Origin of the sequence: Carnobacterium inhibens subsp. inhibens DSM 13024, from assembly GCF_000746825.1 — a bacterium.
In the GTDB taxonomy this organism is placed as follows: domain Bacteria; phylum Bacillota; class Bacilli; order Lactobacillales; family Carnobacteriaceae; genus Carnobacterium_B; species Carnobacterium_B inhibens.
This window is the reverse complement of sequence record NZ_JQIV01000006.1, coordinates 1,524,488-1,547,243: the sequence shown is the minus strand read 5'-3', so window position 1 is coordinate 1,547,243 and position 22,756 is coordinate 1,524,488. Positions and strand designations below refer to the sequence as shown.

Annotated in this window: 21 protein-coding genes; 16 read left to right on the top strand and 5 right to left on the bottom strand. The window is 37.1% G+C overall.

What is annotated here, in order from left to right; all coding sequences use genetic code 11:
- The first annotated feature begins 1 nt into the window (after nt 1).
- The 7 genes from purM (at nt 2) to BR65_RS08495 (ending at nt 9,129) form a co-directional block, all read left to right on the top strand.
- Complete coding sequence (purM, locus tag BR65_RS08525) at nt 2-1,051, top strand: phosphoribosylformylglycinamidine cyclo-ligase (protein WP_034537868.1); 1,050 nt, start codon at nt 2-4, stop codon at nt 1,049-1,051.
- Nucleotides 1,048-1,632 carry a phosphoribosylglycinamide formyltransferase gene (purN, locus tag BR65_RS08520; protein WP_034537867.1) on the top strand — a complete coding sequence of 195 codons (585 nt, stop codon included), beginning with the start codon at nt 1,048-1,050 and terminating at the stop codon, nt 1,630-1,632. The genes purM and purN overlap by 4 nt, the downstream gene beginning before the upstream one ends.
- A gap of 20 nt (nt 1,633-1,652) precedes the next feature.
- A complete protein-coding gene (gene purH / locus BR65_RS08515; RefSeq protein ID WP_034537865.1) occupies nt 1,653-3,194 on the top strand; it encodes a bifunctional phosphoribosylaminoimidazolecarboxamide formyltransferase/IMP cyclohydrolase in 1,542 nt (513 codons plus the stop codon).
- Between the two features lie 291 nt (nt 3,195-3,485).
- A complete protein-coding gene (purD, locus tag BR65_RS08510) occupies nt 3,486-4,757 on the top strand; it encodes a phosphoribosylamine--glycine ligase (RefSeq protein ID WP_034537864.1) in 1,272 nt (423 codons plus the stop codon).
- Nucleotides 4,758-4,946: 189 nt separating this feature from the next.
- Nucleotides 4,947-5,495, top strand: coding sequence for a YtxH domain-containing protein (locus tag BR65_RS08505; RefSeq protein ID WP_244877164.1), 549 nt, complete (start codon nt 4,947-4,949; stop codon nt 5,493-5,495).
- A 441-nt stretch (nt 5,496-5,936) separates the two neighbouring features.
- Entirely contained in the window at nt 5,937-7,262 is a 1,326-nt protein-coding gene (locus BR65_RS08500; protein WP_034537861.1) for an NCS2 family permease, read from the top strand.
- 85 nt (nt 7,263-7,347) lie between these two features.
- On the top strand, nt 7,348-9,129 hold the full coding sequence (locus BR65_RS08495) for an adenine deaminase (protein WP_034537859.1): 1,782 nt from the start codon (nt 7,348-7,350) through the stop codon (nt 9,127-9,129).
- A 271-nt stretch (nt 9,130-9,400) separates the two neighbouring features.
- Here BR65_RS08495 and BR65_RS08490 read toward each other — a convergent pair whose 3' ends face one another.
- The gene (locus BR65_RS08490; RefSeq protein WP_034537857.1) at nt 9,401-10,240 is read right to left on the bottom strand and encodes a MurR/RpiR family transcriptional regulator; all 840 of its coding nucleotides are present in this window, start codon (nt 10,238-10,240) and stop codon (nt 9,401-9,403) included.
- A gap of 202 nt (nt 10,241-10,442) precedes the next feature.
- Between BR65_RS08490 and BR65_RS08485 the strand changes: the two genes are divergently transcribed.
- The 6 genes from BR65_RS08485 (at nt 10,443) to gfa (ending at nt 16,798) form a co-directional block, all read left to right on the top strand.
- Nucleotides 10,443-11,297 (top strand): DUF8171 family membrane protein, encoded by an 855-nt coding sequence (locus BR65_RS08485; RefSeq protein ID WP_023179468.1) that lies wholly within the window; start codon nt 10,443-10,445, stop codon nt 11,295-11,297.
- A gap of 1 nt (nt 11,298) precedes the next feature.
- Nucleotides 11,299-13,002: an ABC transporter ATP-binding protein gene (locus BR65_RS08480; RefSeq protein ID WP_034537854.1), complete on the top strand. Its 1,704-nt coding sequence runs from the start codon at nt 11,299-11,301 to the stop codon at nt 13,000-13,002.
- Complete coding sequence (locus tag BR65_RS08475) at nt 12,999-13,835, top strand: energy-coupling factor transporter transmembrane component T family protein (RefSeq protein WP_211251487.1); 837 nt, start codon at nt 12,999-13,001, stop codon at nt 13,833-13,835. The genes BR65_RS08480 and BR65_RS08475 overlap by 4 nt, the downstream gene beginning before the upstream one ends.
- A gap of 15 nt (nt 13,836-13,850) precedes the next feature.
- Nucleotides 13,851-14,639: a PHP domain-containing protein gene (locus BR65_RS08470; RefSeq protein WP_034537851.1), complete on the top strand. Its 789-nt coding sequence runs from the start codon at nt 13,851-13,853 to the stop codon at nt 14,637-14,639.
- A gap of 228 nt (nt 14,640-14,867) precedes the next feature.
- On the top strand, nt 14,868-15,977 hold the full coding sequence (locus BR65_RS08465; RefSeq protein WP_023179462.1) for an S-(hydroxymethyl)glutathione dehydrogenase/class III alcohol dehydrogenase: 1,110 nt from the start codon (nt 14,868-14,870) through the stop codon (nt 15,975-15,977).
- A gap of 239 nt (nt 15,978-16,216) precedes the next feature.
- Nucleotides 16,217-16,798 (top strand): S-(hydroxymethyl)glutathione synthase, encoded by a 582-nt coding sequence (gfa, locus tag BR65_RS08460; RefSeq protein ID WP_023179460.1) that lies wholly within the window; start codon nt 16,217-16,219, stop codon nt 16,796-16,798.
- A gap of 333 nt (nt 16,799-17,131) precedes the next feature.
- On the opposite strand, the gene BR65_RS08455 is transcribed toward gfa, so the two are convergent.
- Nucleotides 17,132-17,707, bottom strand: coding sequence for an NADPH-dependent F420 reductase (locus tag BR65_RS08455; protein WP_023179458.1), 576 nt, complete (start codon nt 17,705-17,707; stop codon nt 17,132-17,134).
- 466 nt (nt 17,708-18,173) lie between these two features.
- Here BR65_RS08455 and BR65_RS08450 point away from each other — a divergent pair, with 466 nt between their 5' ends.
- Nucleotides 18,174-18,383, top strand: a complete 210-nt coding sequence (locus BR65_RS08450; RefSeq protein ID WP_034537848.1) for a hypothetical protein — start codon at nt 18,174-18,176, stop codon at nt 18,381-18,383.
- Nucleotides 18,384-18,571: 188 nt separating this feature from the next.
- Here BR65_RS08450 and BR65_RS08445 read toward each other — a convergent pair whose 3' ends face one another.
- The gene (locus BR65_RS08445; protein WP_034537846.1) at nt 18,572-19,198 is read right to left on the bottom strand and encodes a DapH/DapD/GlmU-related protein; all 627 of its coding nucleotides are present in this window, start codon (nt 19,196-19,198) and stop codon (nt 18,572-18,574) included.
- A gap of 124 nt (nt 19,199-19,322) precedes the next feature.
- Between BR65_RS08445 and BR65_RS08440 the strand changes: the two genes are divergently transcribed.
- Entirely contained in the window at nt 19,323-20,474 is a 1,152-nt protein-coding gene (locus BR65_RS08440) for an NAD(P)-dependent oxidoreductase (RefSeq protein WP_034537844.1), read from the top strand.
- 84 nt (nt 20,475-20,558) lie between these two features.
- Here BR65_RS08440 and BR65_RS08435 read toward each other — a convergent pair whose 3' ends face one another.
- Both BR65_RS08435 and BR65_RS08430 read right to left on the bottom strand, forming a co-directional pair.
- The gene (locus BR65_RS08435; RefSeq protein ID WP_034537842.1) at nt 20,559-21,128 is read right to left on the bottom strand and encodes a YdeI/OmpD-associated family protein; all 570 of its coding nucleotides are present in this window, start codon (nt 21,126-21,128) and stop codon (nt 20,559-20,561) included.
- A 64-nt stretch (nt 21,129-21,192) separates the two neighbouring features.
- Nucleotides 21,193-22,068, bottom strand: a complete 876-nt coding sequence (locus tag BR65_RS08430) for a LysR family transcriptional regulator (RefSeq protein WP_034537840.1) — start codon at nt 22,066-22,068, stop codon at nt 21,193-21,195.
- A gap of 124 nt (nt 22,069-22,192) precedes the next feature.
- Here BR65_RS08430 and BR65_RS08425 point away from each other — a divergent pair, with 124 nt between their 5' ends.
- Nucleotides 22,193-22,756: a DapH/DapD/GlmU-related protein gene (locus tag BR65_RS08425; protein ID WP_034537838.1), complete on the top strand. Its 564-nt coding sequence runs from the start codon at nt 22,193-22,195 to the stop codon at nt 22,754-22,756.

The following is a 22,756-nucleotide window of genomic DNA, read 5'->3' as shown; positions in this document are numbered from 1 at the left end:
AATGGGAAATGCTTATGCGAATGCTGGTGTCGATGTCACAGCGGGTTATGAAGCAGTCGAACGCATCAAAAAACATGTCAAACGTACCAAACGGCCGGGTGTTTTTGGTGAAATCGGTGGATTCGGCGGTCATTTTGATCTTGGTGAACTCAACTATAAAAAGCCCATTCTTATATCTGGGACAGATGGCGTTGGTACAAAACTACTGTTGGCCATTGAATCTGGAAAATGGGACACAATTGGAATCGATTGTGTCGCGATGTGTGTCAATGATGTTGTGGCACAAGGAGCAGAACCCCTTTATTTCTTAGATTACATTGCGGTCGGGAAAAACCATCCTGAAAAAATCGAGCAAATTGTAGCTGGTGTGGCAGAAGGGTGTGTCCAATCAGGAGCGGCTTTAATTGGCGGTGAAACAGCTGAAATGCCGGATATGTATGATCCGGAAGATTTTGATTTGGCTGGATTTACGGTTGGTATTGCTGAAAAAGATGCTTTATTGTCTGCTACGTTAGTCAAAGAAGGGGACATGTTGATTGGGTTACCTTCAACGGGAATCCATTCAAATGGTTATTCGTTAGTACGAAAAATTTTCTTTAAAGATCATGCGTATACATTAATGGATAAAATACCAGAATTAGGTGATCAAGAGTTGGGCGATGTTTTATTGACGCCAACAAAAATTTACGTTAATGCTTTACTGCCACTGATAAAAAAACAGTTGCTTCATAGTGCTGCACATATCACAGGGGGCGGATTTGTTGAAAATATTCCACGGATGCTTCCTGAAAACGTACAAGCTCACATTCAGTTAGGGAGCTGGCCAGTGTTGCCAATTTTTCAAACGATGCAAACAATCGGTAAAATACCAGAAGGTGACATGTATGAAATATTCAACATGGGAATCGGCATGGTTCTTTCTGTTGCTCCTGAAAAAGTACCTGAAGTATTGGCCGTTCTTTTAGAGAACAACGAAAAAGGCTATGTGATTGGTTCGGTAATTTCAAAGGAATCAGAGGAAAAGGTCATTTTGAAAGAGAAGCAACTATGAGAATAGCTGTATTTGCTTCAGGAAATGGTTCTAATTTCCAAGCGATAGCAGAGGCAATCGCCTCCAAACAAGTCGATGCAATCCTTTGCTTCCTGTTTTGCGACAATCCGAAAGCCTCTGTCATAGAGCGTGCAAAAAAAATGGGTATCCCTTTTACAGTCTTCAGTCCGAAAAACTATGAGAATCGAGCAGCCTATGAGTCAGAACTATTGAAGCAGCTTGAACTAAACGCGGTGGATTTAATTGTATTGGCAGGATACATGAGAATTATTGGGCCGACATTGCTAACGGCGTATGCAAATCGTATCTTGAATATCCATCCTTCTTTATTGCCATATTATCCTGGTAAAAGCAGCATTCAAGACGCATTTGAAGCAAACGAAAAGGAAACTGGTGTGACGGTGCACGTTGTTGATGCAGGGGTAGACACTGGACCAATTATCGCACAAGAGAAGGTGGCTATTTTACCTGAAGATACACTAGACTCTCTGGAGACCAGAATACATCAAGTAGAGCACCGTCTTTTTCCGCAGGTCATTCAAAAAGTGATTAAAAATAAAACCATTAAAAAGAGTGAATAAAAATTGAGGAGTGGCGTAGAGTGACAAGAGCATTGATTAGCGTTTCAGATAAGGCAGGTATTGTACCATTCGCACAAGCATTAGTGGCAAAAGGCATCGAAATTATTTCAACTGGTGGAACCAAAAAGGCATTAGAAGATGCAGGTGTCCCGACCGTTTCTGTCGAAGACGTGACTGGATTTCCAGAAATGATGGATGGTCGTGTCAAAACCTTGCATCCACTTATTCATGGTGGTTTATTGGGGAGACGTGATCTACCTGAACACATGTCGGCAATGGAAAAACACAACATCATACCGATTGATTTTGTGGTGGTAAACCTTTACCCATTTAAAGAAACGATCAGCAAAAAGGATGTTACTTTAGAAGAAGCCATTGAAAATATTGATATTGGCGGCCCTAGTATGTTGCGTAGTGCGGCTAAGAATTATGCAAGTGTGACCGTTTTAACGGATCCAGCTGATTATAGTAAAGTCCTCGATGAGCTGGAAGAAAAAGGAGCAACAACGATTAAAACACGTCAAGCTTTAGCTGCAAAAGTCTTCCGGCACACTGCGAGCTATGACGCATTGATTGCGCAATATTTGTCCACTAGTGTTGGCGAAGAAGAACCTGAAAAATTAACGTTGACCTATGATTTGAAACAAAAACTACGGTATGGTGAAAATGGACATCAAGTCGCTAATTTCTATCAAGAGTCGCTGATTGTACCCTTCTCGATTGCAAATGCTATTCAATTACATGGAAAAGAATTATCGTACAATAACATTAAAGATGCGGACGCTGCTATTCGTATGATACGTGAATTTGATGAACCGGCAGTGGTTGCTGTCAAGCATATGAATCCATGTGGAGTGGGCATTGCTGAAACGATTGAAGAGGCTTTTGATCGCTGTTACGCAGCGGATCCAGTCTCAATCTTTGGAGGAATCGTAGTTGCCAACCGCCAATTGGATAATGTGACAGCAGAAAAACTGAACAGTATGTTCTTAGAAATCGTTCTTGCGCCAAGTTATACAAAAGAAGCGTTAGATACGCTATCGAAGAAAAAAAATATCCGTATCATGACCTTGGATTTCTCAACTGCAAAAGTAGGCGGCAAAGAAGTTGTTTCTGTATTGGGCGGTATATTGGAACAAACACAAGATATCAGTACTGAAGATACAGCGGTTAACTGGGAAGTACTGACAGACCGTAAACCAACCGAAGATGAAATGAATGCTATGGACTTTGCATGGAAAATAGTTAAGCACGTAAAGAGCAATGCTATCGTGCTGGCAAATAGCAAACAGAGCGTTGGAATTGGGGCCGGTCAAATGAACCGTATTGGAGCCGTTAAGATCGCGATCGAGCAGGCTGAAGCGAGTAGCGCCATAGAAGATGCTGTATTGGCTAGCGATGCTTTCTTTCCTATGAATGATAGTGTGGAATACGCAGCACAACATGGTATTAGGGCGATCATACAGCCAGGTGGGAGTATCAAAGATAAAGAGTCTATTGAAATGGCGAATAAATATGGAATGACTATGCTAAAAACTAATGTACGTCATTTTAGACATTAAGAAATAGACTAGAATGCAACACAGTACTGAACAAATCCAAAATACAGCAAAAACTAACTAGGAAGTGTTTTAAAACTATCTTATTAAGCAGCGAGTAGCTACAACGAGCGCTAGTTCGATTAACTAAAAGTTGATATTCATTTGAGTAACTACAATAAGCGCTAGTTTGATTAACTGAAAGTCGATATTTACTGTAGTTATCCTACCTTTCTCAGCTAGCCCAAAAATCAGAATAGTTATTAGCTTTCAAACATATCCTAATTCAATAAAAAAAATTGGAGGATTTCGTAGATGAAACTTCTTGTTATCGGCAGTGGTGGCCGTGAGCATGCCATCGCAAAAAAATTCACAGAAAGCTCATTAGTTGAAACTGTTTATTGTGCTAAAGGGAATATTGGGATGGAAAATGATGGCATCCAATTGGTTGATATTGCAGTAAATGATCATCAAGCGTTGATTCATTTTGCGAAATCAGAAAAAATTACTTGGACGTTTATTGGACCGGAAATAGCTCTATTTGAAGGATTAGTAGATGCTTTCGATAGTGCTGGATTAAAGGTTTTTGGACCAAGCAAAAAAGCAGCAGACTTAGAATGTTCAAAACAATTTGCAAAAGAATTGATGGAAAAATATGCAATTCCAACCGCAACGTATGAAATATTTGAAGATCATGATGCCGCTTTAGCATACGTGGAAAACCATGGCGTACCAATTGTCATCAAAGCAGATGGTTTAGCAGCTGGAAAAGGGGTAGTCGTTGCGATGACTCTAAGGGAAGCTGCGACTGCGTTAAGTGAGATGTTAGTGAAAGGGAAGTACGCAGCGGGCAAACCCAAGGTGGTTATTGAAGAATACCTCGAAGGTGAAGAATTTTCTTTGTTTGCTCTTGTAAATGGAACGAACTATTATTATGCCGGTGTTGCCCAAGATCATAAACGGGCCTATGATGGGGATAAAGGACCGAATACGGGTGGTATGGGCGCTTATTCTCCAGTACCGCAAGTTTCTGAAGCGGTGATTCAAGAAGTTTTGGAGACGGTCATAAAACCAACTGTGAATGCAATGGTTGCTGAATCACGTCCTTTCAAAGGGGTCATTTACGCTGGATTGATGATGACAAAAAATGGTCTGAGGGTCATCGAATTTAATGCTCGTTTTGGTGATCCCGAAACCCAAGTTATTTTGAACCAGCTAGATTCTGATTTGGCACAAGTGATTGATGATATCTTAAATGAAAAAGATCCAGTTATTAAAATGCACACGGACCGCTATACACTAGGTGTTGTTGTTGCAGCTGAAGGTTACCCAGAAAATACGATAAAAGATATTCCGTTACCACAGATGACTACCGCAAATTTAGGTTGTACCATTTATACTGCGGGTATGAAGAAAGAGAAAAGCAGTCTTATTTCTGATGGAGGGCGTATTTTATTTGTTGCAGCACAAGGTTCAACGTTACAAGAAGCCCAAGACAAGGCTTACCACTACTTAACGAATAATCCGATAGCGCATACGTTCTATCGTTTTGATATCGGAGAAAAAGCCATCCAGTTTACAAAATAAGAGTACTGAGGGGGAAAAGATGCAGTTTCTGAAGTAGTTGGAAGGAATAGTTTTATTGTAATTTTCTTTTATTTTTAATGCCTTTTGTTTTGGACAATGCCTTTTGTGTTATATGATGTTTATAGAGATATCTATACGGTAGGCAGATGGCAAAATAGAAGAACAAAAATTGAAAGGAGCACGAATAAAATGAAAAAATCAAAATTAATCAATATGGGTAAAGATCATGCACATGACGCATTTGACATGGCCAAAGATTATCTTCCATCGACACATCAGTTAGCTAAAGCGAAGATGAAGACAGATAAGAGACTGGTTAAGGGAGTCACTAAAGCGATACCCAAAAAAGTAAAACGAATGGAATTAGCAAAATTAATTATTTTACCTATAGCAGGTGCGTTAGCGGGATTATTGTTTGCACCTAAATCTGGGAAAGAATTACGAACAGATATAAAAGGTAAAATCACTGATGCAAAAGACACTGGCATGGAAAAAGGGAAAGAATGGAAAGAAAAGGGCGTAGAAAAAGCTCAAGACATGAAAGAGAACCACATGGAGAAGACGGATATAGAACATAAAGGTGCTCCTTCCGATGAACCAGAATCAGCGCATGGAAATGTTCATGGTACGCCGGCGGAACCAACTGAAGATCAAACTATTCCAGCTGATAAATTGGATGAAACATTAGATGATCTAGGCTATGATTCTGAAAAAGAATTAGTAGAAGAAGAAAAATAATTAAATCAAAATAGACCACCCTTTTCTGTCATATGATGATGACAAATAAGGGTGGTTCTTTTTTTAGAAAACTCGTGGTATAAAAAAACGATAAAAAATATCCCGTTACCGCAGATGAGACTATAGAAGGTTCAGATTGCACCAGTTATCATGCGAGAGCATGAAGAAAAGGAAACAGTCTCATTCCTGATGGTGAGCGTATTTTATTTGTTGCAGCATAAGGTTCAAGGCTCTTTCCACTATTTGGAAGGTGCCTTTTTTGTAATTTCTCAATTGAAATACTTATATATATATTGGAAGTTCTTAGAGATATTTATATTTGTAAAATGCTACTGAAATTAGTTTCTTTAGATAAATTATTGTAATAATCGTATTAAAGTCGTATAATTAAACTTGTATTAATAAAATTGTTCGTATATAGAATAAGGAGTTGTATTATTGATGATTCAAAAGTTTTTTGATTTAAGTAATAAAAATACTACTGTACGAAAAGAAATGCTGGCTGGTTTGACCACTTTCATGACAATGGCTTATGTGCTAGTTGTTCAACCTAGTGCAATGGTCGGGTTCGGTCCTGAGCAGTCATTTACAGATATCAATGGTTTAGTTATTTCTAAAGCTTCAATTTTAATTATGACCGCACTTATTTCTGGTTTGATTACATTAATCATGGCACTGTACGCAAATGTACCATTTGCCTTATCGACTGGTATGGGAACAAACTTCTTGTTCAGTGGATTGCTTCGTTCAGAAACGTTATCGTTTGGGAATGTTATGGCCATTACCTTAATTAGTGGGATGATTTTTGTAGTTTTGTCATTGTTCGGTATTAGAGATTTAATCGTGCGATTAATACCGACAAATATTAAGACATCCATTTCGGTCGTTATCGGTTTTTATATTGTTTACTTAGGATTTAAGAACTCTGGACTTGGAGATTTTTCAGAGGGTATTAAGTTAGGAAATTTGTCGGATCCAGCCGTTTTCTTAACAATATTAGGAATTTTGATTATTGCAATTTTAAGTGCGTATAAAGTAACCGGCGCATTATTGATTGGGATCATCGCAATCACGATAATAAGTATACCTTTCGGAATTACTGCATTACCAGGTTCGGTTGCTGAATTGCCTGATGTTTCAGGGTTGAAAAGTGTCATGTTTTCTTATGACTTCAAGGGATTGATATCTGGAAACACGCTTGTTCTTATCTTTATTGCATTCTTCGGAGATTTTTTCTCTACATTAGGCACGGTACTTGGAGTAGCTCAAAAAGCAGATCTATTAGATGAAAATGGTGATTACCCTGATATTCAAAAACCGTTTATAGTGGATGCTTTTGGAACGGTTATAGGGTCAGTATTCGGATGTACAACTATTACGACCTTCGTAGAATCTTCTTCTGGAGTAGAAGCAGGTGGAAGAACGGGATTGACTTCTTTGACAACATCGCTATTATTTTTCGCTTCAATGCTGTTTGCTCCAATCTTTTTAATGATACCTGATGCAGCGACAAGCCCTGCTCTGATCTTTGTTGGGTTTAGTATGATTTCAGCTATATCTAAAATTGATTTTTCAAATTTTGTTGAGTCTTTTGGACCGTTTATAATGATTATCTTTACAATCTTCACAGCTGGAATGGCTACAGGTATAAGTGCCGGTATTCTGGCAGATGTGGCAATCAAAACGTTTACTAAAACAGAACATAAAGTGCATTTTGGAATGTATCTTTTAAGTATTCCATTGATTATGTATTTTATATTTCAATAATAAAAATAATCTACAATTCACAGTTAAAGCATAGTAGAACTTTTGCTATGCTTTTATTTAATTGAATACCAAGTAGGAGGATACTATGAGAATCGAGTTAACGAATAAAAGAGAATTATTGAAAGCAGCTTTAGGAGAAATAAAGTGTGATCTAGCAATAATCAACACAACTTATATGAATTTATTTACAGGAGAGACCTATCCAGCGGATGTTTTTATTCATAAAGGTGTTATTGTTCATGTGGAAGACAATGCCTTAGGTACTGGGCAAGACAAGGCAAAAAAAGTTATTGATGCAAAAGAAGCCTATATTGTTCCTGGCTTTATCGATGCTCATATGCATGTAGAAAGCACGATGCTAACACCACGTAATTTTGCTGAAGCGGTTATTCCACATGGCACAACAACGGTAGTAACAGATCCTCACGAAGTGGCAAATGTCGTTGGAGAAGAAGCGGTAAAATATATGCATGACGCTGGATTAGACCTTCCTATGAGACAATACATCAATATTCCATCTTGTATTCCTGCTGTTCCAGGATTGGAAGAGTCAGGAGCAGCTTTTGATGCTGTAATAGTAGAACGTTTAGCTCAATTAAAAAATGTTATTGGGTTAGCAGAGGTCATGGATTTTAAAGGAGTAGAAAATGGTGCAGATAGAATGATGGACATCATCGAAGTTGCTGAGAAGAATGGACTATATATTCAAGGACATATTCCAGGAGGGCAGGGAAGAGAACTTAGTGCATACCTAATTGGAGGACCTACAACGGATCATGAAACAAGAAATCCCAATGAAGCGAAAGCAAAATTGCGAGCAGGTATGTATGTAGATGCTAGAGAATCTTCGATGTCACACAATGTCGAGCAAATATGGGAAGATGTAAAAGACTTACCATGGAGAGACCGGTTGACGGTTTGTACAGATGACGTCGAATCATCAGACTTGCTGCACGTAGGTCACGTCAACCATGTAGTCAGAACTTTAATTCAAAATGGAATGGAAACGATAGAAGCCATTAAAGCTGCAAGTTTAAGAGTGGCAGAGCAAGTCGGTATTATTAACTTAGGTGCTGTTGCACCAGGATACATAGCTGATTTTCAATTGTTCTCAAACTTAGATTCACTAAAACCTGATCAAGTTTATTTTGAAGGGAAATTAGTTGCAGAAAATGGTAGAATGGTTGAAAAAATTGAACGACACTCATTTGAAATTGAAAAAATGAATACAGTAAATGTGCCACCATTAGCTATCGAAGAATTTTTGATCAAGGCGCCAAATCATCAAATGGATGGGACCATTAAAGTCAATATTCCAACCTACCTTAGCTTGGATGCCTCTGTTACAACTCTGCAAGTAGAAGATATTCCAGTTAAGAATGGTTATCTAGATATCAGTCATGATCCTGAACTTGCTTTTGTTATGACAGCCAACCGATATGGTACAGAAAATAAGACAGTCGGACTAGTTCGTAATTTCGGAAATATTGAAGGGGCTGTGGGTAGTACAGTAGCCCACGATCATCATAATCTTATGATCGTGTATCGATTTGCTGAAGGAGCTAAGAAAGTATACGATCATTTAGCAGAGTGTGGAGGAGGAATCAGCTGTGCCAATCATAATACTCTGCTTGATACGTTGAAATTGTCGGTATTTGGTTTAATGAGTGATTTAAATTGTTTTGATACTGCTAAGAGAGCCGAAGAAATGAAAGATGTTTTAAGATCTGTCGGTTTAAACACAAAAAATCCTTTATTAAGAATCGTAACGCTTGGTCTCACTGTTATTCCAGAATATAAATACAGTGACTTAGGATTGGTCGACGTGATGAATACGACACTGATACCGATATTTCCTAGTAAATAAAGGTAAAAACAGTTGAAGTACCTTTAGTCAGTTGATCAGTTAATGCATTGAATTCTACCTAGTAGAGAGCATTTTTTATTGATTCTACAATATACTTTAGAAAAAGAGAATTGCCTTATGGCAGTTCTCTTTTTCTGCAATAAAATAAGTAAACTTAGACGAAATTTAATAGGCGATAAGAGAATTCCTATTTTCAAATCTGCAGTGGAATTCCCAGTAAACGATGGCAGGATGTAAATTAATAATGATTGATTAGATCCATCCGCAACTGTTATCTTGGAACATTATGTTTGTAGGACTCTTTAAGTGAGAATAAATTTTCAAGATGTTGTTTTCTTTCTTCAGGCATTTGTTTCGCCATTTCAACGATCAATGTATCGATCAGGGCTACGACCGAAGTCATGGAATGGTAGTCATCGGGTAGGCCTCGTGCTACAAAAAAGGTTGTAACACCTTCTTCAGAAGTAGAGTTATAATGCCTATCTGCAAAAGACAGAATAGGAACTTTGATTTTTTTTCCATAGTCTTCTACCAGTTTGATTTCTCTAGGGACAGAACCGAACCCAAAAAGGACAATGGCATCTTCTTGCGAAAGGTTATTTAATTTCTCGAAAAGTTCTGAACCACTTGCAGTAACAAGCTGGATATCCAAGTCAAAGCGATTCAAACGGAAAACGAGTAAGTCAGCAGGACTTTTAGCAGCACCTTTGGCAAATACATAGATTTTTTTAGCTTTTAACAGTAAGTGAATCGCCTGATTCAATATTTGTATATCCAGATGAGAGACGGTTTCTATCAAATGCTGAATTTCTTTGAAAATGAGTAAATTGTCTTTAGCATTCAAGTCACCCTCTTCAAAACTATTTTGGAGTTTTTTAGCAGGCGAGACTTGTATGTCAGATAAAATGGCCATTTTCATTTCTTTAAATGACGGATAACCAACTTTTTTTGAAAAACGAGTAATGGTTGCATCGCTGATCCCTAGTTCATTAGAGATCTCTGTTATGGTTAAAAAAGGAATTGTTTCAATATTTGAGTAGATATATTCCAATATTACAAGCTGACTTTTGGTCAGGGAATCCTTAGGAATGGTAAAAGTATGTGTAGCCATGTTTTCCTCCTTTAAGGGTTACTTATCATTTATTGTAGCATAATCTTTCTGGTTTAATGAGTTCGTTAATGAAAATTAATTTTCTTTTGCTTATTTTAATGAAAAAAATACTACATTTTTACTTTAAATTTGCAGGTAATTTACATTCGTTCGGTAAGATAACCATGTACTAAATAAAACATAAACTATTGGAGGAATTACTTTGCATTTAAAAGGAAAACGAACGGAACTTACGCAAGCACAAAAGATGATGGTTTTTGTCTTATCTATGTCTTTATACGGTCTGGCTACATTGTTCACAGAATTGATTCCATCTGTTCAGTTGGGTATCGTTGAATTATCAGTTGAGTATTTTGCTTTTATTCCCTTAACGTTAGCAATTTTATTTGATCCACTATCAGCTGCATTAGGTGCAGCTACTGGAGAAGTGATTTTTAGTGAAATTATGTTAGGCCAATTTGGTGGTGTCGGAGAAGTTGAAAAATTTGTTCTTTTCTCTTTAGGCATCTATATCGCTGGAATGATGGTCAATGATCCTCTTAATAAAGTCCAAGTTGCCATCGCTTCGTTTACGGGCATCTTCATTCACCAATTTTTAGGGGGATTAGTCGACATTTCAAAAGTGGTGTTTGCGATTGAAGACTTTGAAGCTGTTCAAGGGTTACCTGAATCAGTATTTTTCACTGAAGGATTTGCAATTTTAAATGATTTGCTATTCTCTGGAATCTTATTCTGTGTGCTCCCAACGTTATTCTTAGTCCCAAGACTATATAAAAAAATTGAACCTTTATTGGGTATGCGTCCAAGAACACCTGAAAATAGACCCTCATTTGGAGCAGTATTAAATGTCAAAATCATCTTGATGGCAATCGGTTTCTTCCTAATCGCCGTCACAACTGAATTTATGGCAGAAACGGGAATCAACTTTATTGACTGGGAAGCAAGCTGGGCTGAAAGTCCTGAAGCAGTCTTTGCAGGCATTGTCATTACGTTAGTTTTGATCGTAGGCATTATACTTGTTATCAGAAAAAATAAAACGATTGGTGTAGGTGAGTAATTTGATTGAGATCAAAAATCTCTACTTTAATTATCCAAGTCAGGAAAACTATCAACTGGAAGAGATCAATTTAACGATTGAAGATGGAGAGTTCGTAGCTATCGTTGGAAACAATGGAACGGGTAAATCAACTCTATGCAAATTGTTGAATGGAGTGATTCCACATTTTATCGATGGCGATGTGAGCGGATCCCTTAAAATAAATGGAGTGGAAACTGTGGATTCAACCGTTTCAGACTTGGCACATACGATTGGCTATGTCTATCAGGATTTTGAAAACCAGTTGATTCGTCCAAAAGTGTTGGATGATGCTGCCTTTTCATGTCTGAACAATGGTTTGGAAGACTATGTTGAACGTGGGATGGAATCCTTAGAATTAACGGGGTTAGAAGAACAATCAGATGAGTATATCTGGCAGCTATCTGGTGGTCAGAAGCATTTACTGGCGTTAGCAGGAATGACAGCTTTAAGACCAGATATCTTGATTTTGGATGAACCGATAGCGCAACTGGATCCTTATCATGCACTCAAAACGTATGATGTACTGAAGCGATTTAATAAAGAATTAGGCAAAACGATTGTTGTGATCGAACACCATACAGACTTTATTGGTAAATATTGCGATTCGGTTATTTTTATGAAAGACAATCGGATCCAGTGGAAATTACCTGTAAATGAAGCACTCGTTAGAGTAGAAGAATTGATGGAAGGCTCGATTTTCCCGCCACAAATTACTCAAGCAGCGCATCAGTTAGCTCAGCTTTCTGGAAGGAATGCGGTAACCTTGCCAATCAATCACGATCAAGGGAAAGAGTATTTCAAAGAGTATGCACTACAGACTGTTGAAAAAACCATGCCTAGTGTTCGTTCAAAACAGGATGATGTCATGATTTATTTAAAAGACGTTTCGCTCAGCTACGATATGATCAAAGGAGATAAAAAACCTATCTTTGATTCATTGAATCTTACAATCAACAAGGGAGAGAGAGTAGCACTGATTGGAAATAACGGTGCAGGTAAATCAACGCTGCTTAAGTTACTGACAGGACTAATCAAACCAGACAGCGGAGAAATAGAGTTGGATGGTAAAGACATTATCCGGTTAAAACCGGAGCAGATCTCAGATACAATCAGTTATGTTTATCAGAATCCTGAAAATATGTTTATCGATGACAGCATTAAACGCGATATTGCTTTTTCAATGAAAGCAAGAAATATAAAAGGGCACAAAGAACGAACAGAGGCTCTGTTACGCCAGTTTGATTTAGTAGAGCTAGCTGAAAGAGATGGACGGCTACTTAGTGGAGGACAGATGCGCAGAGCTTCTCTAGCAATCGGGGTAGCGTTGAATCCGCAAATCATGCTACTGGATGAACCAACAGCCAATCTGGATATTGCAACGAGAAAAAGTATTACGAAAACGCTTGATGATTTAAAAGATAGCTTGGAAACGACTATTATTGCCACACACGATATGCAGTTGGTAGCAGAGTGGGCGAATCGAATTGTTGTTCTTCATGAAGGGAAAGTTATTGGAAACGGTACAAGAGAAGAGATTTTTCATGATGAAACATTACTTCAGTTAGCTGGAATCGATCCGCCAGAAATCTTTAAATTGGCAAAATCGATGAATTCGGATGCTTCTATCTATACAGTTGATCAATTTGTTGATCAGTTACAGAAGAAAGAAGGGGTCTTGTCATGATGAAAGTGAATGAAAATTTCTTAGATAAATTTACGATCACGACCTTGAAAAATCAGGTGTTGAAAAATGCTTACGGGAATGATGAAACTTTTGTTGCTTCACTAGATCCTCGTACATTATTCATTTGGTATGTGCTCTTTGGGATTATTCCTTGGTTCCTTACGAATTATTGGGTATTAGCTGGTTTGTTTATTTTTGTAGCCATTACGACTAAGTTAGCACGAACAGTACCGTTGATCTTATTCGTCTTTTGTATCGGCCTTTTGTCAGAAACAGGTTTTTTGTTTCTATTCATCTTATTATTCGGCGGTGATTGGTCTGCATTGATTCCTGTGCTCCAGTTGACATTGAAAATCGGTGTCGTCTCACTAGCTTCGATTACGACATTTGCTGGGATGGATCCTGATAAATTATCTAACGGACTTCTATCAATTGGTTTGCCTGATCAGTTCGCATTCAGTATTTCTTATGGTTACCGAATCTTACCGATCATTATGGAAGAATTCCAGAGTGTCAATCTTTCTTATAGATTGAGAGGTGTACAACCCGATTCAAATGGCTTTATAGGTAAGATCCGTTTCATTATTTATCAATTAAAAATCATCATGCGTTCATTCTATCCCTTGATGTTGAATATGGCTAAACGAAGTCGAACAACAGTAGAAGCACTAGAAATAAAAGGCTATCGTAATTCAATGACAGATCCAAGGGTGAAAAAAATGAAATTGAAAACATTAAAATTCACTTCAAAAGATCTTACATTTTTAGCAAGTTCAGTTTTTTATTTTGCTTTAGTTGTTACGGCAGCGCTCATCGCACCTAAATTAGTTTAAACGGAGGAACTTATTTTGAAAATAGATTTTCACACGCATGGTAAATTAGCTAAAAACTTACCATTCTCAGAAGAATATACTGTACAGTTATTTAAAGAGGCAAAAGCAAGAGGTTTGGATGCACTCTGTCTGACGGAGCATTTCAACACTCAGGAATTCGAAAAAATTTATGGCTACATTACAGAGCACTACCCAAAAGATGGAGACACTTATTTAGTAGAAGGTGTACGTGTATTTCCTGGATTAGAAGTAGATATTCAAGAAGGTGGCCATAATTTAGTTATCGGACGATTTGAAGATATTTTGGAGATCCGTCGTCGCGTTTTACCAGAACCAGATGAAGCATTTCTACCCGCAGAAGACTTGTTTTCTATCATCAAAGAATACAATGTGCTTTTTGGAGCTGCGCATGTTTACCGAAGTGGATGCAACAATCTAGCATTATCGGATGATTTGATCGACTGTTATGACTTCTTTGACTTGAATGGAAAAGATACAGGATTGATGGGATTGAGTAATAGAAAAAATATTGAAGCCATAGCTGCTAAGTACAATAAGCCGGTTTTAGCGGGAAGTGATACACATCAGTATCTCCAATATGGTGTGTTGTATAATGACTTTGACAAAGACGTGAATACCATTGATGCACTGAAATATGAAATTGAAAAAAAAGCTTATACTGTCGAAATCGATAAGGGCATCAGTCAGAAAGTCGAAGCAGCAACGCTACTGAAAAAAGCGTTAAAAGAATTACAAAAAGTAGGCGGGCGTTACGATATCAACCTTGCTAAAGTTAAACTTTAATCTATAATCTATAAAACAGAAAGAAGATGATCTCGCTAATGAATCGAGATTATCTTCTTTCTATGTCACATTAGATATGTGGATATAAGCTAGTTCGCTTTGTTGCTCCGTCAACTAAACTACTTAATTAAATCTATAGTGACAAATATATCAGTATTAACTTTTATTACATTATGTATTACACTGAATTTGTTAAAAATGATCGACATCTAAGAAAGAAGGAAAAATATGAAGAGTAGAGCAGCAGTAGCATTTGGTCCAAATGAACCACTTAAAATTGTTGAGATCGATGTAGAAGAACCAAAAGAAAATGAGGTATTAGTTAAAATATTGTATACATCTGTTTGTCATACGGATGCATTTACGTTGTCTGGAGATGATCCAGAAGGAGTTTTTCCAGCTGTCTTAGGTCATGAAGGTGGAGGTGTGGTTGAATCTATAGGTAAAAATGTCACTTCCGTAAAACCAGGAGATCATGTTATACCACTTTATACAGCAGAATGTGGAAAGTGTGAATTTTGTCTTTCTGGCAAAACAAACTTATGTAGTGCAGTCCGTGAGACGCAAGGTAAAGGGTTAATGCCTGATGGAACAACTCGTTTTTCATATAAAGGAGAGCCAATTTATCATTATATGGGAACCAGCACTTTTAGTGAGTACACAGTTGTAAATGATATCAACTTAGTAAAAGTTGACGAAAATGCTCCTTTGGACAAAATTGCTTTACTTGGTTGTGGAGTTACTACAGGTCTGGGAGCAGTTAAAAACACTGCAAAAGTTGAAGAAGGCGCTGTAGCAGCTGTATTCGGTCTTGGTGCAATTGGTTTAGCCGCTATTCAAGGATTAAAGAAAGCAAACGCCAAACGCATCATTGCAATTGATATTAATCCTAGCAAATGGGAATTAGCTAAAAAAATGGGTGCAACTGATTTTGTTAATTCAAAAGAATATGATCGCCCAATCCAAGAAGTTATTGTAGAAATGACAAATGGTGGTGTAGATTATAGCTTTGAATGTATTGGTAACGTTGATGTAATGAGATCTGCACTTGAATCTTGCCATAAAGGATGGGGTGAAAGTATTATCCTTGGTGTAGCAGGTGCTGGAAAAGAAATTCAAACACGTCCATTCCAATTAGTTACCGGACGCGTATGGCGCGGATCAGCATTTGGTGGAGTAAAAGGAAGAACTGAATTACCAGGAATGGTTCTGGATTTCATGAATGGTGAAATTGATTTAGATTCATTTATTACTCACAACTTAGAATTTAAAGATATCAATGAAGCATTCGACTTATTACACAAAGGTGAATCAATCCGCACTATCCTGTCTTATTAAGAATTGTTTTTTTCGCAAATAATTTTTTAGAAAAACAATCAGCGATGCAAATCCATTCTAAAAAAAGGAATTGGAGACGATTAAGCTAACTGCAGTCGTGAAATAAAAGAATCATCTTTTGATTGTTTGGATATCAAGTGGACATGTTTAGAACTATTAGATGATTTCATCATTTATAAAAGAACAGTTAGAGTTTCATATCGCTGAATCAAAAACAATAAATCCAAGGAGTGAAGTATATGACAAACATTAAATTACACCCAAGATTAGATAACGGAATCCAAGATTACCCTGAAGTAGAAGGATTCGGTGGGGGCACATTAACGTGTCTTTGTGAATCGAATAAAGTAGAGGTCAAAGTAAGCTCACAAACGCTACACAACCACGCATGTGGCTGTTCTCAGTGTTGGAAACCAGAAGACGCTAGGTTTTCTTTAGTAGCTGTAGTTTCTCGTGAAACAGTTGAAGTCATTAACAATGAAGATAAGTTAGAAGTAGTTGATGAAACAGCGGCAATCCAAAGACATTATTGTAGAGATTGTGGTGCACATATGTATGGTCGTATAGAAAATAAAAATCATGCATTTTACGGATTAGACTTTATTCATACAGAATTATCAGAAGAAAAAGGATGGTCTGCACCAAAATTCGCAGCCTTTGTTTCATCTGTAATCGAAACAGGTACACCAGCTTCTAAAATGGCGGATGTTCGTAAAGAATTAAATAATCTGGGACTACCGACTTACGATACCTTGTCTCCTGAGTTAATGGATTTAATTGCTACTAAAGCTGCGGAACTAAAGGGTACGTTACAAGTATAAGGATTCTCTTTTTACAAAAATCAAATAATAAGTTAACACTATTTTTGTTGATACTTCAATTATTGTAAAGAATTGTTAGCATTTAAATAGTTCTCTTTAACAGCTAATTGACAATTAGGAGTCTGGTTTACTACCGGATTTATACTTGTCAGTTAGCTGTTTTTAAACTATAAAATATACTCAATAATACAAACAATCTAAGTCAGGATAACCTTCAAATAAGACCTTGAGCACTCTTTAATAGAGTTTTCAAGATCTTATTTAATACTAACTATTTAATTTTTACTAGTATATTTAAGGAACGTAAATGGAGCACTTTTCAATTATTTATAATTAATTGAAAAGTCCAAATCCACCATTCCAGCTAATTTTTTCAGAACCAGCTAGAGTCAATTGTAGGAATCCTAAAGCTTCCAATTCGCGTGCTCTCTTCAAAGAACCAGCATCAAGAGTCGCTAAACCACTGCCATCTAAAGCATCGAAAACTTGATTCTTAGCATCTGTGTCGTCACCTGCAACTAAAACAGTTGTTGGATGTGAATCACCAATAGTTTTGCTTGTCAAAGTTCCAGCAAATGTTGTGTTGAAAGCTTTCAATACTTTAGAGTTTGGAAGTGCTTTTTGAACTTCAGCTGCTGCTGAACTGTCAGAAGGAACAACCAAAGAATCAAATGTAGCAAAATCAAGCGGGTTTGTAATATCAATAACAACTTTTCCAGCTAATTTTTCTGAATTTTCTTCCACGATAGAAGAAAGTGCTGAATAAGGAACAGCCAATACTACGATATCGCCTAATTGATCTGATGATTCACCGCTACCGATGTAAGACACAACGTTTCCTGCTGTTTCGAAGTTACCGCCAATTGCTGAACCCATATTTCCTTTACCAAAAATTGTAATGTTTGCCATGTTTATTTTCCCCCTATAATGTCTTTTTTGAAGTACAAGTTGAGTATAACACTTATATTTAGTAAGTAAACAAAAAAGATTCAAATTCGCAAATTTCTTATTAATCATTATTATTCTGCTGCAAATTCTGTTACAGGACGCTTTTCGCATTTTATCAATTAAACATATTATGAAAGAAAGTTTAGAGAAGTTGATACAATTATATATATAGATTTTCTCTGATCTAACTATAACAAGATTTTTCCGCAACGAGACTTAAATATTTAGCAACTTCTGAGGTTTCAGTCAGATTGATGATTACCTGACAGAATCTTTCTGCAGTTGGATGTGCTTCGAGCTAACTTAAAGAGATACCTTCTATCTATTTAATTGTATCTATTCGTGTTATAATGAATAGCTTAAGGTTTACTTAGAACGGATGCAAAGAAAGCCTCCGCCTATCAATAAACTATGGAGGTGTAAGAAAATGAATAAACAATGGACAATCGATTCAATCAAGGAATTTGTTGAAAAAAATTCGGATAGCAAGTTGCTAACAACAGAATACCGTGGTTTTTCTCAAAAACTACAATTTGAATGTGCATGCGGCAATACATTCGAGAAATCCTTTACAAAATTTAAAAATAAAAATCAACGCAAGTGCGAAGTTTGCCAACCATTAAAAGAAGCATTTTAACAAATAGCAATAAAAAAAACTCCTTGTCGAATACTATGTATAAAATAGGAGGAGTCAAAAATTTCAGTAAATTTAAAAAGCGTGAGCAGCTGGCTCACGCTTTTTTTTATAAAAATAGGTTTGAGTGATCTTCTTCATCTTAAATAAGACATTAACTTATTTTGTATCAACTAATTAAAAGGGTATCTTTATTCTTTTGACCATTTTTCAACAAATAGTTCAATGGGCATTTTTAAATCTTCATAACGGTCTTCTAATTCTTGACGGGTCCAATTCCACCATGCAATTTGAGCAAGTTTTTCTTTGATAGCTTCTGGAAAACGATCTTTTATGTGTTTTGCCGGTACTCCCCCAACAATAGTATAGGGTGGTATATCTTTAGTCACGACAGCGCCGCTTCCAATGACCACTCCATCTCCCACAGTAACACCAGACTGAATGATCACGCCATGGCCGATCCAGACATCATTACCAATAGTTGTATAGTTCTCCCGTCTTTTTCCCAAGAAATCTGTATCATTTTCAGGGAAACCATAGCCGCTACCATTGTAGGCAAATATATGTTGAGAAGGACGTTCATAAGGATGATTTGTGGGACCAATTCGAACCATATCGGCAATACTGTTAAAACGGCCTAATTTTGAATTTTGGATGAAGCAATAATCTCCAGTATACGTATAGCTGCCGAATTCTGAGTGATCAACCGCATTTTGTTTGCCAATTTCGTTATATTCACCAAAGAGGGTGTCTTTGATTTGACTGTCTTTTCCAATGACAGGACGATCTGGGTATAGTTTTGTTGGTTCAATATGCATAGCCTCAAACCTCTCCATCTTTTCTTTTAGTGTATCGAATGATAAAATAAAAAGCAACAATTCAAAATATGATTCATTGCATGACTACGAGAACGAGACAGTAGAAGAAACGGGGCAGAGCTATATGTATAAGTTACGACTGATTGATTCAATTCCTGATGGACTTATCGCTAGATTGCAGCAACCAAACTTTGAAATTAGCCAAGAGAAAGAGAATGAAGGAATCTTAGTTCGAAGTTCCAACGTTCCTGATGAAGCGATCACAGAAGAACTATTGGTTATTTCTCGATCAGGTGTCGGTGTCAATACAATCAATCTAGAAGCTGCTACTGAAAATGGAACAGCTGTTTTGAACACGCCAGGGGTCAATGCAAATGCAGTTAAAGAATTGGTTTTGGCTTGCCTCTTTTTAACGGTACGTCCTGTTGCGACAGCAGCGGAAATGGTTCGCACACTTAAAGGTCCGGATATACTTGGACAAGCAGAATCCAAACGCTCAGACTACGTTGGGCAAGAACTTCAAGGAAAAACAATTGGCTTACTAGGAATGGGGGCTATCGGCACCCAAATTGCTAGAAGCTGTTATGATTTAGGAATGGAAGTATTGGGCTACGCTAGACGGGAACATGATATTGATTATGTAAATCAAGTCGATTTAGATGAATTGCTTCATCTTTCAGATTTTGTCGTCGTTGTTCTGCCGTTGACTAATGAAACCAGAGATTTACTAACGGAAGAAAAATTGGGTCAAATGAAAAAAGGAGCCTATTTGCTCAATTTTGGACGTGATCCGATCGTGAACAGTACAGGAATATTGAAAGTCCTGCAGGATGAAATCATAGCCGGTTACATTACTGATTTCCCTCAAGAAGAATACCTTGGACACCCGAATATTTTAATGCTTCCCCATATTGGTGGAACTACTCAGGAAGCTCTAAAGGGTGGAGACCGACTCGCTGTAAGAGCATTGCGTAATTTTTTATTATTTGGAACGGTTAGAGAATCCGTCAACTTTCCAGCTACTCGTCTTGTGTTTCAGTCCCCATACCGTCTTACCATTTTTTATCAAAAAACTAGAAAAGCATGGTCCAAAATCATGAACTATTTGGACCAAGAAAACCTTAAAATTGGAAACATGACCAGTAATGGAAAAGATGGATACGACTATATGCTGATTGATTTAGAAGAAAGTTTTGACCGAATAGAACCTGTTGCAAAAAAAATTCAGGATATTCCTTCTGTTAAACGAGTACGTATATTATCCAAACCAAGTTAACACTGTTTATCTGTTCGTTAAACATAAAAATGGCAATCATCTAAAAAACGCAGATGATTTTATTGTCTGCGTTTTTTTATTTTATCAATAATTGAGCAGCCGACCATTGTCATGCCACTGTCCATAAAGTTTATTTGCTCTGGTACTTTCAATAAATTTATCCAATCGTCTATTAAAAAGTTCTGGATCATTTTTATAGCCTTGAATGTTGTCGATTCTGATTCTTCTGTAGAGTTCAGGGAAGCTAAGAAAATTCTGATAAACTTGGTCATCTTCTTTTAAACGAGTTTCAATCACTTGATCGATGATAAATGATTCAGGACGCATATCCGGAAGAACTTTCAAGCCTGCTTCTGTCATTAAACCCAGTTTTTCTAATCTTCTTACACGCTCTTTATTTAATTCTGTCCAGTTGCTTTTTTTCCTTCTTGGAGAAATCCGTTGAGCAGATTCCTTCTCGGAGATTTTTTTCTTGATGCCATCGATCCAACCAAAACATAAAGCTTCTTCAACGATGTCTAGATACTGAACAACTTCTGAGGTTTCAGTCTTATTGATAACTACCCAACAAAAGCTTTCTGTAGATGAGTGTACCGCAAGCCAATTTCTTAAGTCTTGTCTGTTCGTAATAGTAAGCGCATTTTCGATTTCCATTTTTGAGTAGATCCTTTCTAATTAGGAATGGGTAATAGAATGACGATAGTATATTGGAAGGCTGCTACAAACGGATAGAAGTTTGAATCGTTTTTATGAATACAGCTGCTGCTTTTGAAAGAATAGCATTCTTTTTCCATATTATATTTAAGCTAGCCTCTAAATTGGGTTTTAGTGGAACAAATGTTAAATCTGTTCCTTGAGTGTTTATGATCCCATCAATACATAGTGCGCAACCTATACCTTCTTTTATCATGATCGAGGCATTATACAAAAGGTTATAGGTGCCGATGATTTGTTGACTGTCGAGATTTTTCCCTAGCCATTCACCGATTTGATCATCAACTAAAGATTGGCTTGAAACAAAGAGCGAAAGAGACTTTAGATCTTCAGGTAAGATAGCTTTCTTTTTTGCATAAGGATGGTCTTTGTGGAATAAAATGCCCCATTGATCAGTTCTAGGCAGTCTTAAGTAATCGTATTTTTTCTTTTCTACTGGATCGATGACGATCCCAAAATCCAAGATCCCCTTGTCCAATTTCTCAGAAACATCGTCTGCATTTCCACTATATAAATGGATCTTTACATCAGGATATTCTTCAGTTAAGACACGTACACTTTCAGCTATAAATTGCATGGCTTTGGTTTCGCCACCGCCAATGACGATTTCCCCACTGATCGTTTCGTTACTCGATAAGTTTGTCATTGTGGTATCGACTAATGAAAGGATCTCTTTACCACGGTTCACCAAATAGTGCCCATCTTCAGTTAAGGTGATTTCGCGGTTTCCGCGAGTAAACAATTGAACGCCTAATTCTTCTTCTAGTTCTTTTAGTTGCTTAGATAAGGTCGGTTGAGACAGATGTAAGGATTCTGCTGCTTTACTAATTGTTTTTTCTTGAGCCACCGTCAAAAAATAATTTAATACACGAAAATCCAATATGTATCCCTCCTATGTATAGTTAAAAAGCATAGCTGCGTATGCTATATAAGTATTAGTCAGATTCAGTTTATCTTAGTATTATAGGTTTAACAAGAAATAACGATATAGGTGGTGAAGAGCTATGAAAGACTTATTAAGCCGAATTATTAGGAAAGAAATAGTGAAAGGATCCTCTTATTTTGAAGAAATACATGAGCAGAAGGCAGGAAACGAAAGGTTAGTCATGGAATTGAATACCGGTTACCATACTACCGCAGAGGTTCGAACTTCTCTTGAAAAAATTACGGGGGAATCGATTGATTCTTCGGTTACTGTATCGTTGCCTTTTTACACAGACTTTGGAAAACACATTTCATTTGGGAAAAATATTTTTATCAATCAAAACGTCACATTTGTTGATTTAGGCGGTATTTATCTTGAAGATGATGTCTTGATTGGACCTGGCGCGCGTTTGCTCACAGTGAACCATTTAGTGGATCCAGCAAAAAGAAGAGGAATCATCGTGGATTCGATTCGAATCAAAAAGAATGCTTGGATCGGAGCAAACGTAACCGTTCTGCCTGGCGTAACAATTGGTAAAAATGTTATTGTTGCAGCAGATGCTACAGTCACTAAAGATGTACCAGACAATGTGATTGTTGCGGGTACACCTGCGAAAATCACTAAAGAAATCGTCTTTCATTAA

Bases quoted from the DNA above. Each gene is read 5' to 3' on its own strand.
- purM (WP_034537868.1), top strand. From the start codon at position 2: ATGGGAAATGCTTATGCGAATGCTGGTGTCGATGTCACAGCGGGTTAT.
- purN (WP_034537867.1), top strand. From the start codon at position 1,048: ATGAGAATAGCTGTATTTGCTTCAGGAAATGGTTCTAATTTCCAAGCG.
- purD (WP_034537864.1), top strand. From the start codon at position 3,486: ATGAAACTTCTTGTTATCGGCAGTGGTGGCCGTGAGCATGCCATCGCA.
- BR65_RS08505 (WP_244877164.1), top strand. From the start codon at position 4,947: ATGAAAAAATCAAAATTAATCAATATGGGTAAAGATCATGCACATGAC.
- BR65_RS08500 (WP_034537861.1), top strand. From the start codon at position 5,937: ATGATTCAAAAGTTTTTTGATTTAAGTAATAAAAATACTACTGTACGA.
- BR65_RS08495 (WP_034537859.1), top strand. From the start codon at position 7,348: ATGAGAATCGAGTTAACGAATAAAAGAGAATTATTGAAAGCAGCTTTA.
- BR65_RS08490 (WP_034537857.1), bottom strand. From the start codon at position 10,240: ATGGCTACACATACTTTTACCATTCCTAAGGATTCCCTGACCAAAAGT.
- BR65_RS08475 (WP_211251487.1), top strand. From the start codon at position 12,999: ATGATGAAAGTGAATGAAAATTTCTTAGATAAATTTACGATCACGACC.
- BR65_RS08465 (WP_023179462.1), top strand. From the start codon at position 14,868: ATGAAGAGTAGAGCAGCAGTAGCATTTGGTCCAAATGAACCACTTAAA.
- gfa (WP_023179460.1), top strand. From the start codon at position 16,217: ATGACAAACATTAAATTACACCCAAGATTAGATAACGGAATCCAAGAT.
- BR65_RS08455 (WP_023179458.1), bottom strand. From the start codon at position 17,707: ATGGCAAACATTACAATTTTTGGTAAAGGAAATATGGGTTCAGCAATT.
- BR65_RS08450 (WP_034537848.1), top strand. From the start codon at position 18,174: ATGAATAAACAATGGACAATCGATTCAATCAAGGAATTTGTTGAAAAA.
- BR65_RS08445 (WP_034537846.1), bottom strand. From the start codon at position 19,198: ATGCATATTGAACCAACAAAACTATACCCAGATCGTCCTGTCATTGGA.
- BR65_RS08440 (WP_034537844.1), top strand. From the start codon at position 19,323: ATGTATAAGTTACGACTGATTGATTCAATTCCTGATGGACTTATCGCT.
- BR65_RS08435 (WP_034537842.1), bottom strand. From the start codon at position 21,128: ATGGAAATCGAAAATGCGCTTACTATTACGAACAGACAAGACTTAAGA.
- BR65_RS08425 (WP_034537838.1), top strand. From the start codon at position 22,193: ATGAAAGACTTATTAAGCCGAATTATTAGGAAAGAAATAGTGAAAGGA.